The organism is Lysinibacillus sp. 1 U-2021 (assembly GCF_029916965.1).
In the GTDB taxonomy this organism is placed as follows: domain Bacteria; phylum Bacillota; class Bacilli; order Bacillales_A; family Planococcaceae; genus Lysinibacillus; species Lysinibacillus capsici.
Window position 1 is genome coordinate 4,450,716 of record NZ_CP123966.1, and the last position, 16,437, is coordinate 4,467,152.

The following is a 16,437-nucleotide window of genomic DNA, read 5'->3' on the forward strand; positions in this document are numbered from 1 at the left end:
AATTCCACCAGTTGCTTTGGTGAAATTTTACGGTCTTACCTGCTGTTAGTCAAAATTTGTTTTGCTACGGTTAAACAACAGAAAAGAGCGGGTATGCCCCACTCTTTTGCTGGAAAAATATCAACAAATTATTACCATAAGAATAGCACAGTTCTCGACACAATGCAAATTTCCTTCATTATAGATAACCATATTGTGTCAGGAATTTGAATTGACATTATGACCTTTCCATGCAAAACAATTGCAAAACTAGAATAGCGATAGCTGATTAGCATCAGGCATGCCTTCTAAACAACCAAGCTGGTCCATGTATTCAATAAGTGTTTTGGAAACACGACCACGTTGCTGTAAATCTTCCTTGGATAAAAACTCTCCCTCTTCACGAGCAGCTACAATCGTTTTCGCCACGTTGGTTCCAAGACCCGGAATTGCATCAAACGGAGGAATTAGTGAATTGCCATCAATGACAAACTCACTAGCTTGGGAACGATATAGGTCAACCTTTTGGAAACTCATACCTCGCTCACACATTTCCAGTGCAAGCTCTAGCACCGTTAATAAGTTTTTCTCTTTAGTAGATGCATCTAAGCCTTTCATATTGATTTCATCAATCCTTGCTCGAATCATTTGCGATCCTTGTACCATTGCAATTAAATCAAAATCATCTGCTCGAACTGTGAAATACGCTGCATAATAAAGGATTGGAAAATGTACCTTGAACCAAGCAATTCGTACTGCCATTAGCACGTATGCTGCGGCATGGGCTTTCGGGAACATGTATTTTATCTTTTTACAAGATTCAATATACCAACCTGGTACTTTATTAGCGAGCATCTCCGCTTCAAATTCTTCTGATAAACCTTTCCCTTTACGAACAGATTCCATAATTTTGAAGGCTAGTGACGGCTCTAGACCTTGATAAATTAAATACACCATAATGTCATCACGACAACCAATTACTTCTTTTAGCACACATGTACCGTTTTGAATTAATTCTTGTGCATTCCCTAGCCATACGTCTGTTCCATGGGAAAGTCCAGAAATTTGTACAAGCTCCGAAAATGTCGAAGGCTTTGTATCTTCTAGCATTTGACGTACAAAACGCGTACCGAATTCTGGTATACCTAGTGTCCCTGTCTTACAGCCAATTTGCTTTTCTGTAACACCTAAAGATTCAGGAGAACTAAAAATTTTCATGACGACAGGATCATCGGTCGGAATTGTTTTAGGATCGATTCCTGATAAATCCTGTAACATCCTGATCACCGTTGGATCATCGTGTCCAAGTATATCTAGCTTTAAAATATTGTCATGAATAGAGTGGAAATCAAAATGGGTTGTACGCCATTCTGCATCCTGCGCATCTGCAGGGAATTGCACTGGAGAGAAATCATAAATATCCATATAATCTGGAACAACAATAATTCCTCCAGGGTGTTGCCCAGTTGTACGTTTTACTCCTGTACAGCCTTGAACTAAACGATCAACTTCTGCTCCACGAAAATGTAAATTATGATCATTTGCATAGCCTTTCACATAGCCATATGCTGTTTTCTCCGCAACTGTACCAATTGTTCCCGCACGGAATACATAATCCTCACCAAATAGCACCTTTGTATAGTTGTGCGCTTGAGGCTGATATTCACCCGAAAAATTTAAATCGATATCTGGTACCTTATCACCTTTGAATCCAAGGAAGGTTTCAAATGGTATGTCTTGTCCATCTTTTTTATAAGGTGTTCCACATTCCGTACAGTCTTTATTTGGTAAATCGAAGCCTGAGCTGACAGATCCATCATCGAAAAACTCGGAATGTTTACAACTAGGACAAATATAGTGAGGAGGTAATGGGTTAACCTCTGTGATTTCCATAAAAGTGGCTACTAATGAGGAACCTACCGAACCACGTGACCCTACTAAATAGCCATCAGCTAATGATTTTTTCACTAGCTTGGCAGAAATTAAATAAATTACACCAAAACCGTGTCCCAAAATCGATTTTAACTCTTTCTCAATTCGAGCTTTCACAATTTCCGGTAATTCCTCACCATAAATACGATGGGCCATTTCATAAGTTAAATTGGTTACTTCATCATCAGAGCCCTCAATTTTTGGTGTATATAGGTCATCCTTAATCGGTTTAACGTCTCCAATACTTGCTGCTACTTTTTGAGCATTCGTCACAACCACTTCTTTTGCAAGATCGGGTCCTAAAAAATCAAATTCTTTCAGCATTTCATCAGTTGTTCTAAAATGTACCTCTGGTAGCTTAGAACGATTTAAAATATTTGCTCCACCTTGTGAACCAATAAGTATTTGCCTAAACATCCCATCTGTCGGATCTAAATAATGAACATTTCCAGTTGCAACAACAGGTTTATCTAGCTTCTTCCCGAGTTTAACAAGTTTACGGATAATATCTTCTAATGTCCATTCATCACGTACAACATTGCGTTCGATTAATGGTGCATATACAGCCTTCGGTTGCACCTCAATATAATCATAAAAACGAGCGACTTTCTCTGCTTCCTCTGGAGACTTATTCATCATTGTTTCGAATACTTCACCATTACTGCAACCTGATCCAACTAATAAACCCTCACGATATTGTTCAAGCACAGCACGTGTCACCCGAGGAACACGATAGAATGTTTTTGTATGAGAGTGTGAGACGATTTTAAATAAGTTTTTTAAGCCTGCATTATCAACTGCTAAAATTGTACAATGCATAGGTCTACCTTTTTTATAGGCATCCCCACCACCAATATGCTTATTGAAGTCATCATGGTATTTAATAGCTAGCTCATCAGCATCCTTTAATAGCTGCAACAATAGATATCCTGTCGCTTCTGTATCATAAATTGCTCGGTGATGCTGTGTTAATTCAATATTGAATTTTTTACACAGTGTATTCAAGCGATGGTTTTTCATTGTAGGATAAAGCAATCTTGCTAGCTCTAATGTATCAATGACAGGATGGATTGTCTCTTCAAGACCAAATTTTTTATAGCCTGTATATAGGAAGCCTATATCAAATGATGCGTTATGAGCGACAACGATTGCATCGCCGATAAAGGCATGAAATTCTTTAATGACCTGCTCTACCTCTGGTGCATTTCGCACCATATCATCTGTAATACCTGTTAATTCAATGGTAGTGGCCGAAAGTGGATGATGTGGATTTGCAAAGCTTTCATATTTATCAATCACTTGTCCATCTTTAATTTTAACTGCAGCCAATTCAATAATCGTATCATAGGCAGTTGATAGCCCTGTCGTTTCTACGTCAAAAACAACATACGTTGTGTCTGCTAATAAACGATGCTCTGGAGCATAGGCAATTGGTACACCATCATCAACTAAATTTGCTTCCAGACCATATATAATCTTAATGCCATGTTTTTTGCCCGCTGCATATGCTTCAGGGAAAGATTGCACCACCGCATGATCTGTAATAGCTATCGCTGGATGCCCCCACTTTGCAGCTTGAGCAACAAGCCGATCAACAGGTGTAACAGCGTCCATTTGGCTCATTGGTGTATGCAAATGTAATTCAACACGCTTTTCACCCTCTGGTGCTAAATCCTGTCGTGTTTCTTTTTTGATTTCATTAATATCATTCGCCATGACGATTAAATCACGAATAAACGTATCGGTTTGCACAGAGCCTCGAACTTTCACCCACATGCCCTTTTTCAGATGTTGCATTAATTCAGCATCATCATTGTCACGAGAAAACATTTTAACAATGATGGAATCTGTATAGTCGGTAATTTTGATTTGTAATAAGGAACGGCCACTTTTTAATTCTTTTATTTCCGTATCAAAGACAAATCCTTCAATAATAACACGGCGCTCTTCTTCAACAATCCGCTTAATTTCCATGATTTCATCATCTTTAATATGCATCCCAAGTTGGAATGGACGGTCACCAAGGTTGGCCAGTGCCGGATTGTCTTTCTTCTCTTGCTCACGCTTTTGGAAATCTTGCATCGCTTGCTGTGCCAGAGCCACTTCTTCCAGACGTTTCTGCTCCATAAATGCTTCCTGTGCTGCTATCATTTCTTCTGTTTCTTCTTGTAGCACAAAGTCGATTGCCATACGAGGGAAACCAAATTGACCATAGCTTTCTGCTAGTTTGTCAGCATACTTTGTTTTGAGCATCATAAATTCCATTTCCTGCATACAGGATAAAGTCATCTTTTGGCCGTTCCACGTTGGTATTTGGGTGATGAGACAATTTTTAAGCGTTGGAGCCATCTCATCAATTTGTTCCACAACATTTAGCCAGTACGCTTGCACCAGTTCCTCCGTTACATTTTTTTCCAATGTTTCGAATGTTGTATTAACTTGCGCGATTGCTGAAAATTTCTCTGTCAAATGCGTACGGAAAAGCTGATATAACGGAAACGGTAATATATCCTTTAACTTAATTGTGAAATGCCAAAGTCTATCCTTTTTATGAACTGTCAGGCGTGATAGTTCACCTTCCTCAAAAAATGACATATATACATCATCTGTTAACTCTAGTTGTTGCAAGAGCATTCGAAGTCTCATTCTTGCCTCTTGTTGCTGTTCCAATCTAATGACACCTACTTTCAGAAAGAGGCAATTTCTTTAGCCTCATGTTCTAATTCGTCTCAAACGCGTGATGAATTCAAGAAAAAAATTCGCTCCCACACTGCGGGCGCTCTTCAAGTTTAACAGATATTTTACCATCTGTTGTTGCTTGCTTGGCTCACTGTCCCGCAGAAGTGTCGCGAATTATTTATATCTATCTTATCAAAATTATACGAAAGCCTCTATTAAAAGCATCAAATTCTAATTATCACCAATTTTTAGCTCGTCATTAATTTTTACGGAAAAATTCATTCAGACGATCAATTACTTCTTCTTTTTTCCATTCAAATGTTTCACCCGTTTGACGGAATTTCACTTCTACAATACCTTCTGTTGCTTTTTTACCAACAGTTACTCGAACAGGTAAGCCAATTAAATCAGCATCAGCGAATTTTACACCCGCTCGTTCAGGACGATCATCAAGTAACACATCATAACGGTATGATTTTAATAAGCCATAAAGCTCCTCCGCTAATGTCACTTGTGCCTCATCTTTTGTGTTTACTGGCACAACATGAATATCATATGGCGCTAATTGTGTTGGCCATGTAAAGCCATTGTCATCTTGGAAGTGCTCCGCTACAGCAGCTAGAATACGAGAAACACCAATACCATAGCACCCCATGATAAATGGTTGAGCCTTACCTTGCTCATCTAAGAAAGTACCATTCATTTTAGCAGAATATGTAGTACCTAATTTGAAAATATGACCAACCTCGATACCTTCTGCAAACTTAATGTTACCTTGTCCATCAGGAGAAGGATCTCCCTCTTGAATAAAACGAATATCTAAATAGTCATTAACTGCAAAATCACGCTCAGGGTTAACATTGACTAAATGGAATCCATCTTCGTTGGCACCTGCAATACCATTTCGGATAGATTTAATAGCATGGTCTGCTACAACTTTTACGTCTACCGGTAATTTCACTGGACCAATTGAGCCAACACCACAACCTAATAATTCTTGAATCGCTGCTTCACTTGCAAGTTCCACAGATCCTGCATCAAGTGCATTTTTCAATTTGATATCATTAATTTCATGATCCCCACGTGCAAGCACTACTACAAGCTCTCCATCTACATCAAAAACTAGAGATTTGATGACATTAGCAGGTTCTACTTTTAAGAATGCTGAAACATCTTCAATTGTTTTTTGCTCTGGAGTTGCTACTTTTTCTACATCTTTTAAAGCTTCATCAGATGGTTGATAGTCAACAATAACTTCAGCCATTTCGATATTTGCTGCATAATCAGAAGTATCTGAGTACGCAATTGTATCTTCCCCAATTTCAGAAAGGACCATAAATTCATGTGTTCCTTTACCGCCAATCGAACCTGCATCTGCAATAACAGCACGGTAGTTTAGGCCGAGACGGGAGAAAATATTAGAATAAGCACGATACATATCTTCATATGTTTCATCTAAACTTTCACGTGACGCATGGAAAGAATAAGCATCTTTCATGATAAATTCTCTTCCTCGTAGTAAGCCAAAGCGAGGACGTTTTTCATCACGGAATTTGGTTTGAATTTGATACAATGTTAGCGGTAATTTTTTATATGATTTAATTTCATCACGGACTAAAGTTGTAATGACTTCTTCATGTGTTGGCCCTAATGCAAAATCACGGTCATGTCGGTCTTTTAAGCGCATTAATTCAGGTCCGTATTTTTCCCAGCGGTCTGATTCCTGCCATAGCTCAGCAGATTGTAGAGATGGCATTAGTAGCTCAATGGAGTTGATAGCTTCCATTTCTTCTCGGATAATTGTTTCAATTTTTGTTAGCACACGTTTTGCAAGCGGTAAATACGAGTATACCCCACTTGTATTTTGACGAATAAACCCTGCACGTAGTAATTGCTTATGTGACTTTACCTCAGCATCAGCAGGTACTTCACGTAACGTTGGGATAAATGTTTTACTTTGCTTCATTCAGTGTTCCACCTTTTTCAATAGATAAGTTTATACTCTCAATAGCATAAACAAATTTAGCTTTGAGCGCAATGTTTCATCGAAATTGCGCTCAAAGCTAGGAAATCAAATTTCATTTAACTGTCAATGAATTAAAAGAAAAATCTTTGTATATCGTTCCATGTAACAACCACCATTAGAATCATGAGTAGGACGATTCCTACAAAATGTACAATACCTTCTTTTTGACGGTCAATTGGTTTACCACGTAAAGCTTCAAAGCCAAAGAATAATAAACGGCCTCCGTCAAGTGCTGGTAATGGAAGTAGGTTCATAATTCCTAAGTTAATACTTAGCATTGCTGCCCAATTCATTAGGTTCATAATACCATATTGGGCAACTTGCTCTGTTGCTTTATAAATACCTACAGGACCTGAAAGTGCGTCTATTGTAAACTTACCAGTTATTAGCATACCTAATAGTTCAAATATTTTCACTGTCATATTATAGGTTTCTTGAGCTCCATAAACAACTGCCTTTAATGGGTTAAATTCTCTGGGACTTTCATAGCGTACACCTATTTGACCATATTTCTCGCCATCCTGCTGGATTTCCTTAACAGTCATATTTAAGTTCACTGATTGTCCATTTCGTTCAACTGTCACAGCAATATCTTCGTTTGGATGATCTTGAACGATTGCAGCTAAATCTTGCCATTTTTCAACTGCTTGTCCGTTAATAGCTGTTACTCTATCTCCTGCCAGCATCCCTGCTTGTGCAGCTGGATCATTCTCTACTACCTCTGTGATAATTGGCTCGTATGTTGGTACACCATGGATCAATCCAATCACTAAATAAATCACAAACGCGAGAATAAAGTTAAACAAAGGGCCTGCAAAGATAGTCATTGCTCGTTGACCAACTGTCTTTGCATTAAATTGACGATCGTGTGGCGCAATGACAAGTTCACGACCATTTTCCACAAGCACACAGTCTCTAGCTACTTGATAACGAACTAGACGTTCTTCTTCATCATAACCCTCTACAAATAACTCCTTCTCTAAATCGGCGCGTTCAACTTCTAAAAATAATAAATCTGGTAATTGCTTATTATTTTGATTGAAAATAATTTTTTTAACAACATTATCTTCATTCACAATAAGCCCTATTCGGTAGCCTGGCTGTAATTCCGTGCCATCCATATCCTCGCCGGCCATACGTACGTATCCCCCGATTGGTAATAATCGAATAGTATACATTGTTTCACCATGCGTTTTTCCATAAATTTTGGGACCCATTCCGATCGCAAATTCACGTACTAAGATACCTGCACGTTTGGCGAATAAGAAATGTCCAAGTTCATGGAAGAAGACGAGCATACCAAATATTAATATAAATGCAATGGCTGTTTGCATAATACCCCACCTTTAATAGCGATTAGTTTAACGATACAGTGCTTTCGTTATTTTACCATGTCTAACACTATTTTTCTTGTCTCACTATCCACATGTAATATGGTTTGTAAATCTGGTACTGCAATGTTTTGGTGTGCCTGCATCACACGTTCAATCGTCTCATCAATTTCAAGGAATGTGATTTTCCCTTGTAAAAAGGCTGCAACTGCCGCTTCGTTTGCTGCATTCATTGCTGTCAGAATTGTACCACCCATACGACCAGCCTCATACGCTAAACGCAAAGCAGGGTATCGCTCAAAGTCCATCTCTTGAAAATGTAGTTGACCAATTTGCGCTAAATTTAGTCGCTGACCATTTTGTAATGGTATACGGTCTGGGTAGCTTAAAGCATATTGGATTGGCACACGCATATCGGGTGTACCTAGCTGAGCAATAACACTAGTATCATGATACTCAACTAGAGAGTGAATAATACTTTCTCTATGCAAAAGTACATCTATTTTATCATAAGGCATATCAAATAAAACATGTGCTTCGATGACTTCTAATCCCTTATTCATCATTGTAGCGGAATCTATCGTAATCTTTGCACCCATAGACCAGTTTGGATGATTCAGTGCATCTGCGACCGTCACGTCTTTTAATTGTTCTCGTGTTTTATCACGGAAGCTACCACCAGAAGCGGTAATAATCAAACGTTCGATATTTTTCGGATTCTCACCATTCATCGATTGGAAGATGGCAGAGTGCTCACTATCTACAGGCAAGATGGCTACTTTGTATTTTTTGGCCTCTGCCATCACTAAATGACCAGCAGTTACAAGCGTTTCTTTATTAGCAATAGCAATCGTTTTGCCCATACGAATGGCTGCTAATGTTGATTCAAGGCCTACACTTCCAAGCACAGCATTGACAAGTACAGTCGAATCTGGATGTGTTGCGACCTCTACAAGTCCTTTTGCTCCAAACGTAAATTGGATATTTGGAAACTCTTTAGCTAGTGTCAGTGCGTCTTCTTCTAATTGCACAGAAACTAATTCTGGCTTTAATGTTTCAATCATTTCTCGCGTTTTCTCTAGGTTCTTTCCTGATGAAAAAGCTACTAATTGAAAAGCATCACGTTGTTCTTTTAAGATATCGTAGGTTTGCCAACCAATTGAACCCGTTGCACCTAATAAACTAATTTTTTTCACAACAAATTGTCCCCTTTTTCTATCTAAGCAAATGATTTAGCAAGATGTCTTTTCCTATACAATTAATTACCAAATAAATGTAAAAAATGAAGTAGAGGCACGACAAATAATAGACTATCAAAGCGATCTAAAATTCCTCCGTGCCCTGGTAAAATATTGCCTGAATCTTTTACATCAAAGTGACGTTTAATAGCAGACTCTACCAAATCGCCCATTTGACCAATGATAGAGGCAAAAATCGTTACAAAAACAAGTGATATATAACCATTTGCGAATGGGTAAAGGAGTTGCATACCGACTGCAAAAATAACAGCAATGACTATTCCACCTATAAAGCCTTCGATCGTTTTCTTAGGTGAAATTTCTGGCCATAACTTATTTTTCCCTAATTTTCTCCCTACAAAATATGCACCAGAATCCGTTGTCCAAACAACTAATAAGCAATAGACAACATACTCTAATCCAATATTTCTAGTTTCAATTAGATAATGGAATCCTAATCCCACATAAAAAGCGCCTAATAAAATAAAGCCAACTTCATCAAAAGTTATTTTATTTTTTACTAAAACCACGTAAATAAGAAGTAGCATCATTAGACCATAGACTACCATTAGATTAGACGAATAGCCTATTAATTCTACAACCCTTTCACTCCAGTCCTTCGGGACAACCAGTAAAATTAAAGTGATCAGTCCTAAGAAGCCAGGTACAGAAAAAATGGAAATACCTTTCATCTTAAGTATTTCATAAAAACCGACAATAGCCATTGCTAGCACAAGTATGGCAAATGGTACTTTTCCATAAATAACGAATGGAATGAAAAGTGCTGCTGCAATTATTGCGGTAATAATTCGTTGTTTCAAGTTGTTTCTTCTCCCTTCAACCCACCGTAACGGCGATTACGTTTCTGATAGTTTTCCACCGCTTCGAGTAAGTTTTCCTCACTAAAATCTGGCCACAATGTATCTGTAAACCAAAATTCTGTATAGGCGAGCTGCCATAGCATAAAGTTACTTAATCGCACTTCACCACTTGTACGAATTAAAAGATCTGGCTCAGGTAAATGTGCCGTCATTAAATGAGATGTTAAGCAATCTTCTGTTATGTCTTGCATCGTTAATTGACCGTCCTGCACTTTTTGAAGCATCATTTTCATGGCATTGACCATTTCAGAACGACTACCATAATTCAGTGCAAAATTTAAAATAAGCCCTGTATTATGCTTCGTTTCTTCCATTGCCTCATACAACGCTTTTTGTGTATGGGCAGGTAATAAAGATGGGTCTCCAATCATTTCGACACGTACATTACGCTCCATCATTTCTGGTAAAAAGGAACCTAAAAACTCAACAGGTAACCGCATAAGAAAATCTACCTCAGGTTTTGGTCTCTTCCAATTTTCAGTGGAAAATGCATAGACAGTTAAGACTTTAATACCCAAGTCTGACGCAAATCTTGTCACCTTACGCACCGTCTTCATTCCTTCATGATGACCAGCTACACGTGGCATAGCTCTTTTCTTCGCCCAACGTCCATTTCCGTCCATAATAATCGCTACATGGGCAGGAATCGGCTCGCTTTTAGCTAGGGCCACACGCTCCTCCAATGATAGTGTATCCATATTTATTTGTTTACCTAATAGCTTTTTAAACATGCTAACTCCCCCACTACAACTAATCGGACGTATACTAACCTATCATAACAAACAAAAGCGCCTTTTGTCTTTTTTTTCCCTCTAAATTGACTATGTATGTACTAGCTTATTTTAGAACTATACACATATTAAAGAATGAGTTTGTTAAATAATGATGATTGTATCATTAATGACCTTTTCACATTCATACATGCTCTCTATTTGAGTAAGCAATTTGGCTATGAATAATAAAGAGAAAAGACGTCCTGTTAAGTATAGGACGCCTTCATCTCATCAAAAAGTTCCATCATAGACGTGTAAAAGGTTTCTTTACACCTCTAAAATTTCTTTTTCTTTATCTTTCGCTACTTGATCTACTTTCACAATGAATTCATCTGTTAACTTTTGAATATCTTCCCCATAGCCACGTAGATCGTCTTCTGTGATTTCGCCAGCTTTTTCAAGTTTTTTCAAATCATCATTTGCATCACGACGAACATTACGTACAGCAATTTTTGCATCTTCCGCTTCTTTTTTCACTTGTTTTACTAGATCCTTACGACGCTCTTCTGTTAAAGCAGGAATCATAAGACGAATGACAGAACCATCATTTGTTGGTGTAATACCAATATCTGATTTCATAATTGCTTTTTCAATATCACCTAAAATTGATTTATCGTAAGGCGTAATTACTAATAAACGAGCTTCAGGTATAGAAACACCCGCAAGTTGGTTAATTGGTGTTGCTGCTCCATAGTAATCAACCGAAATACGATCTAATAGAGATGCGTTCGCACGACCTGCACGAATAGATGCTAGTTCGCGTGAGAAAGCTGCGATTGTTTTGTTCATTTTTTCTTTAGCTTGTTCTAATACTTGTTTAGCCATTATACATTCCTCCTAACAACTGTTCCGATTTTTTCGCCTTGTACAGCTCGTTTAATGTTACCCGGCTCCGTAATTGAGAAAACAATTAGCGGGATATCGTTATCCATACATAAAGTTGAAGCCGTTGAATCCATTACTTGTAAGCCTTGTTGGATAACGTCTAAGTATGTGAGTGTATCATATTTAATGGCTGTCTCATCCACTTTAGGATCCGCTGAATAAACGCCATCGACATTGTTTTTAGCCATTAAAATTGCATCAGCATCAATTTCTGCTGCTCGTAATGCGGCAGTCGTATCAGTAGAGAAGAACGGATTACCTGTCCCTGCTGCAAAGATAACAACACGCTTTTTCTCAAGATGTCTAACTGCTTTACGACGAATGTATGGCTCCGCTACTTGAGTCATCACAATAGAAGATTGAACACGTGTTTCAATGCCTAATTTTTCAAGTGCATCTTGTAAAGCTAGGGAGTTCATTACGGTTGCCAGCATGCCCATATAGTCCGCAGCAGCACGATCCATTCCCATTTCACTACCTATTTTTCCACGCCATATATTACCGCCACCTACAACAACAGCAACTTCTACATCAAGATCTACTACTTCTTTTACTTCTTCTGCAACAGACTTGATTATTTTTGGTGATAAACCGAAGCCCGCTTCTCCAGCTAACGCTTCACCACTTAGTTTAATAACTACTCGTTTATATTGCGGTACACTCATTGTAAACCTCCGTAAGACTTTATTTAAAACATCCCTATTCCCTTTTCCATTATAGTATATCTAACAATAATTGCTAGTTGTGAATAAGGCAGAATAGAAAATTATCTTCAATTTTTTTCATTCATTTCGGAAAAATAGGGAACACGCTATGTTGTGTTCCCCATTTTTTTGTCTAGATAATCTAGATATTATTTGATTAGAATCAAATGCAAGCTAAATTAGTTACCTTTAACTTGGCTCATTACTTCTTCTGCAAAGTTATCTTCACGTTTTTCGATACCTTCACCAACAGCGTAACGTACAAAGCCGTTTACAGAACCACCAGTTGAAGCTACAAAATCACGTACTTTTTGATCTGAGTTTTTAACGAAAGTTTGGTCAAGTAAGCAAACATCTTCGAAATATTTACCAAGACGGCCTTCAACCATTTTTGCAACGATGTTTTCTGGTTTACCTTCGTTAAGAGCTTGTTCAGTTAATACTTTACGCTCACGTTCAACTTCTTCAGCAGAAACTTCATCGCGAGAAACATAAGTTGGGTTAATTGCTGCAATGTGCATAGCAACATCTTTAGCAGCTGCTGCATCAGTAGAGCCTTCTAAAGTTACTAATACACCGATACGGCCGCCCATGTGTAAGTATGAACCGAATGCATCTGCATCAGATTTTGTTTTAATTTCGAAACGACGAAGTGTAATTTTTTCTCCAATTGTTGCAATAGCAGAAGAAATTTGATCTACAATTTTTACGCCTTCAGCATTTGCAAGCTCTAAAGCAGCTTCAACTGATGCAGGTTTAGCAGCAAGTAATTGCTCAGCTAAAGATGCAACTAATACTTGGAATTTGTCGTTTTTCGCAACAAAGTCAGTTTCAGCATTTACTTCAAGGATGATTGCTTCGTTACCTTGTTCTAAAATATAAGTTGTACCTTCTGCAGCGATACGGTCAGCTTTTTTAGCAGCTGAAGAAAGACCTTTTTCACGTAGGAAGTCGATAGCTGCTTCTAAGTCGCCATCAGTTTGTACTAACGCTTTTTTACAATCCATCATACCAGCGCCAGTTTTTTCGCGTAATTCTTTTACTAATTGTGCAGTAATGTTTGCCATTTAGTGTTTCCTCCTCAAATTGGTTGAACATAATTTAATGATAGGTTCTAAAAAAGGTGATAAGGGTTTTGAGCCACTTATCACCTTTTTGTAAACGTGAATTACTCAGCAGCAGCTTCTACAGCTGGAGCTTCTTCTTCACCTTGTTTTGACTCGATTAAAGCGTCAGCCATTTTAGCAGTTAAAAGTTTAACAGCGCGAATAGCATCATCATTAGCAGGGATTACGTAGTCGATTTCATCTGGATCACAGTTAGTATCAACAATACCTACTAGAGGGATGTTTAATTTACGAGCTTCTGCAACCGCAATACGTTCTTTACGTGGGTCAACCACGAACATTACGTCTGGAAGATCGTGCATATCACGGATACCGCCTAAGAATTTGATTAGACGTTCGTGTTCTTTTTTAAGTTGGATTACTTCTTTTTTAGGAAGAACTTCGAAAGTTCCTTCTTCTTCCATTTTTTCGATTTGTTTCATACGTGCAACACGTTTTTGAATTGTACCGAAGTTTGTAAGAGTACCACCTAACCAACGTTGGTTGATGTAGTAGTTGCCTGAACGTTCAGCTTCATCTTTGATCGCTTCTTGTGCTTGTTTTTTCGTACCAACGAAAAGAACTTTACCACCGTCTTGACCAACTTGACGCATGAAGTCATAAGCTTCCTCTAATTTTTTAACAGTTTTTTGTAAGTCGATGATGTAGATCCCGTTACGTTCAACGAAGATATATTTCTTCATTTTTGGGTTCCAACGACGAGTTTGGTGACCGAAATGTACACCAGCTTCAAGTAATTGTTTCATAGAAATTACTGACATGTGAATTTCCTCCTAATATGTTTGGTTTTTATCCTCCGCATTTATCATCTACAACAAGCTACCCTAAGCTTAGAGCACCACTTACTGCATCAAAATGCGTGTGTAGTAATAACACCATTTGCAACTATATCATAGCTTTGAACAATTCGCAACAATTTAGTGATGGAATTTCAGTAAAAGCTCGATTTCTGTTTTACCCTTTTGCAGTTGTTTCGCTATTTCCTCTGGTGATTTTCCCTGCTTTGCTAATTCTAGAGCTTGTTGTTCCACTGTCAGTAATTTTTCAGCTTCTTTTTGCTCCTCCACTTTTAAAGGTGGAGCTGTTTTCACCATTTTCGAGCCAGTATGTTGCTGACGTGAATAAGCGTTTGCGACAATATTTTTAGGTACATAGATACGAGCATCCTTTTCTAAGGATAGAGAACTATCACTTTTCACCTCGTGTACTACTGGCAAAGATGGCTGCTCCTGAGGAGTTACATATTGTTCCGTTTGCTGCAAGCTACTAGCAGCTATTTCTGACTGCGAGACATTTTGTAGCTCTTTAATAAGACGGTCATTTTCATCTTTCATTTCAGCTAAATATACACTAATGGTGTCGTCCATTTCCCTCATTAATCGTTCTTGCTTCTTTTCCAAATCTTTAAACTTTGCTAACTTTGTATTTAAAATGATAAGAAAATAAAATGAAATTAGCTGTAAAAAGAATAGCACCGCTATTAGAATGGTTGTCATTGTAAACTCCTATCCACTAAAATCCACGAAATTCCCTTTAAACGGATGTTGTGCCTGTTTTTCTTGTTGATGCTTTTTTTTCTTTTTATGAATCCCTGTTAAATACTCACCACCCGCATCTTCATCCTCACTAATTTCATCCATACCTTCTGATGTGTTGACAATTTTTTGTTTGCGCTCTACTTCTTTTTTTAATGCTTCATTTGCATGTGCTTGCTGAGCCAATACTTGTTGCTGTGCCTGATCCGCCATTTTTCCTGCTTCAAATGTTTTTGGAATAGCAATCTGTAACTCGACACCTTTTAAACTCATTGGAATCTCTCCCTCAAGGATATTTACGCATTAATCATTTCACTAGATAATAGCTTTCGTAGCTTTAATAGCGCTTTTGAATGAATTTGTGAAATACGAGAGGTTGATAGTTCAAGCATTTCACCAATTTCTGTCAAAGTTAACTCCTCCGTGTAAAATAAACTTAGGACAAGTTGTTCTTTTTCATTGAGTTTCTGAATATTTTCCGCAAGATCATCTAACAACTCTGATTTAATGATAGCTTGCTCAGGTGTTTTTGTTGTATCGTCTCGTATGACAAATGACTTGCCATCTGTTTCTTCTTGGTCTTGTTGTTCATTAATAGAAAGAACATTTGAAAAAAAATGCTCTTGCACAGTTTGATAGACATCTTCAACAGATACTTCCATATGCTCCGCAAGCTCCTCAGGTGTTACATGACGCATATATTTTTGTTCTAGTTGTTCAATTTGTGCATCTAATTTTTTAGCTTTTTCACGCGCTGACCGTGGTAACCAGTCTTCTTTTCGTAAACCATCAATGATGGCTCCTCTTACTCTAAACGAAGCATATGTATCAAATTTTAAATCTCTGTTAATGTCAAATTTATTTAATGCATCAAAAAGTCCTACCATCCCTAAGCTCGTTAAATCGTCTCGTGAGACGCTTTTTGGCAGACCTGCACCAATACGTTGGACATGATAAGATACTAAAGAAATGTATTTTTTTATAAGTAAATCACCCGCATCGGGGTCACGCTCATGTATCCAGCGATTCCATAGTTTTTGCTCATCGTTCAGAATTGGTTGTGTCATGAAATCCACCTCTCTAAAAAACGCTTTTTCACGCCTGTTTACTAACGACTACTTGCGCTCTTAAAATTTATCATTCAACAGGATTTCTCAGTTATTTTTTATAAAAATCCACATTTAAGCTAATCTAGACGTGAGCCCTGAATAGTTAAGCCCGATAAGCAGTTGCCATCTTTCCTATATTATAACAAGAATCGACTATAATTTCATTTGTTTCTCTTAGTCTCTAATATATTCCTTTGTTTTTGAAAGACATAGAAAAACTGTATCCTGATTGTGTAAC

At 37.8% G+C, this 16,437-nt stretch carries 13 protein-coding genes; all 13 read right to left on the reverse strand.

Features of this window, described 5'->3' with window-relative positions:
- Nucleotides 1-249: 249 nt before the first annotated feature.
- Complete coding sequence (locus QH639_RS23690; protein ID WP_131521882.1) at nt 250-4,581, reverse strand: PolC-type DNA polymerase III; 4,332 nt, start codon at nt 4,579-4,581, stop codon at nt 250-252.
- 268 nt (nt 4,582-4,849) lie between these two features.
- Nucleotides 4,850-6,556 (reverse strand): proline--tRNA ligase, encoded by a 1,707-nt coding sequence (locus QH639_RS23695; protein ID WP_281115352.1) that lies wholly within the window; start codon nt 6,554-6,556, stop codon nt 4,850-4,852.
- 131 nt (nt 6,557-6,687) lie between these two features.
- Complete coding sequence (gene rseP / locus QH639_RS23700) at nt 6,688-7,950, reverse strand: RIP metalloprotease RseP (RefSeq protein ID WP_054550529.1); 1,263 nt, start codon at nt 7,948-7,950, stop codon at nt 6,688-6,690.
- A 47-nt stretch (nt 7,951-7,997) separates the two neighbouring features.
- Nucleotides 7,998-9,143: a 1-deoxy-D-xylulose-5-phosphate reductoisomerase gene (dxr, locus tag QH639_RS23705; protein ID WP_131521884.1), complete on the reverse strand. Its 1,146-nt coding sequence runs from the start codon at nt 9,141-9,143 to the stop codon at nt 7,998-8,000.
- A gap of 62 nt (nt 9,144-9,205) precedes the next feature.
- Complete coding sequence (locus tag QH639_RS23710; protein WP_281115353.1) at nt 9,206-10,006, reverse strand: phosphatidate cytidylyltransferase; 801 nt, start codon at nt 10,004-10,006, stop codon at nt 9,206-9,208.
- Nucleotides 10,003-10,797: an undecaprenyl pyrophosphate synthase gene (locus tag QH639_RS23715; RefSeq protein WP_004269258.1), complete on the reverse strand. Its 795-nt coding sequence runs from the start codon at nt 10,795-10,797 to the stop codon at nt 10,003-10,005. The genes QH639_RS23710 and QH639_RS23715 overlap by 4 nt, the downstream gene beginning before the upstream one ends.
- A 309-nt stretch (nt 10,798-11,106) precedes the next feature.
- The gene (gene frr / locus QH639_RS23720) at nt 11,107-11,664 is read right to left on the reverse strand and encodes a ribosome recycling factor (RefSeq protein ID WP_004269259.1); all 558 of its coding nucleotides are present in this window, start codon (nt 11,662-11,664) and stop codon (nt 11,107-11,109) included.
- Entirely contained in the window at nt 11,664-12,389 is a 726-nt protein-coding gene (pyrH, locus tag QH639_RS23725) for a UMP kinase (protein WP_004269260.1), read from the reverse strand. Before pyrH ends, frr begins: the two co-directional genes overlap by 1 nt.
- A 218-nt stretch (nt 12,390-12,607) precedes the next feature.
- The gene (gene tsf / locus QH639_RS23730; RefSeq protein WP_131521886.1) at nt 12,608-13,495 is read right to left on the reverse strand and encodes a translation elongation factor Ts; all 888 of its coding nucleotides are present in this window, start codon (nt 13,493-13,495) and stop codon (nt 12,608-12,610) included.
- 101 nt (nt 13,496-13,596) lie between these two features.
- A complete protein-coding gene (rpsB, locus tag QH639_RS23735; RefSeq protein ID WP_004269262.1) occupies nt 13,597-14,316 on the reverse strand; it encodes a 30S ribosomal protein S2 in 720 nt (239 codons plus the stop codon).
- Nucleotides 14,317-14,472: 156 nt separating this feature from the next.
- Nucleotides 14,473-15,051 carry a hypothetical protein gene (locus QH639_RS23740; protein ID WP_131521887.1) on the reverse strand — a complete coding sequence of 193 codons (579 nt, stop codon included), beginning with the start codon at nt 15,049-15,051 and terminating at the stop codon, nt 14,473-14,475.
- 9 nt (nt 15,052-15,060) lie between these two features.
- Nucleotides 15,061-15,363 carry an RNA polymerase subunit sigma gene (locus tag QH639_RS23745; RefSeq protein WP_131521888.1) on the reverse strand — a complete coding sequence of 101 codons (303 nt, stop codon included), beginning with the start codon at nt 15,361-15,363 and terminating at the stop codon, nt 15,061-15,063.
- 23 nt (nt 15,364-15,386) lie between these two features.
- A complete protein-coding gene (locus tag QH639_RS23750) occupies nt 15,387-16,157 on the reverse strand; it encodes a FliA/WhiG family RNA polymerase sigma factor (protein WP_036080567.1) in 771 nt (256 codons plus the stop codon).
- Nucleotides 16,158-16,437: the final 280 nt, after the last annotated feature.

Coding starts and splice junctions, on each gene's coding strand:
- QH639_RS23740 (WP_131521887.1), bottom strand. CDS start 15,051: ATGACAACCATTCTAATAGCGGTGCTATTCTTTTTACAGCTAATTTCA.
- QH639_RS23695 (WP_281115352.1), bottom strand. CDS start 6,556: ATGAAGCAAAGTAAAACATTTATCCCAACGTTACGTGAAGTACCTGCT.
- rseP (WP_054550529.1), bottom strand. CDS start 7,950: ATGCAAACAGCCATTGCATTTATATTAATATTTGGTATGCTCGTCTTC.
- QH639_RS23715 (WP_004269258.1), bottom strand. CDS start 10,797: ATGTTTAAAAAGCTATTAGGTAAACAAATAAATATGGATACACTATCA.
- rpsB (WP_004269262.1), bottom strand. CDS start 14,316: ATGTCAGTAATTTCTATGAAACAATTACTTGAAGCTGGTGTACATTTC.
- QH639_RS23750 (WP_036080567.1), bottom strand. CDS start 16,157: ATGACACAACCAATTCTGAACGATGAGCAAAAACTATGGAATCGCTGG.
- pyrH (WP_004269260.1), bottom strand. CDS start 12,389: ATGAGTGTACCGCAATATAAACGAGTAGTTATTAAACTAAGTGGTGAA.
- QH639_RS23745 (WP_131521888.1), bottom strand. CDS start 15,363: ATGAGTTTAAAAGGTGTCGAGTTACAGATTGCTATTCCAAAAACATTT.
- tsf (WP_131521886.1), bottom strand. CDS start 13,495: ATGGCAAACATTACTGCACAATTAGTAAAAGAATTACGCGAAAAAACT.
- frr (WP_004269259.1), bottom strand. CDS start 11,664: ATGGCTAAACAAGTATTAGAACAAGCTAAAGAAAAAATGAACAAAACA.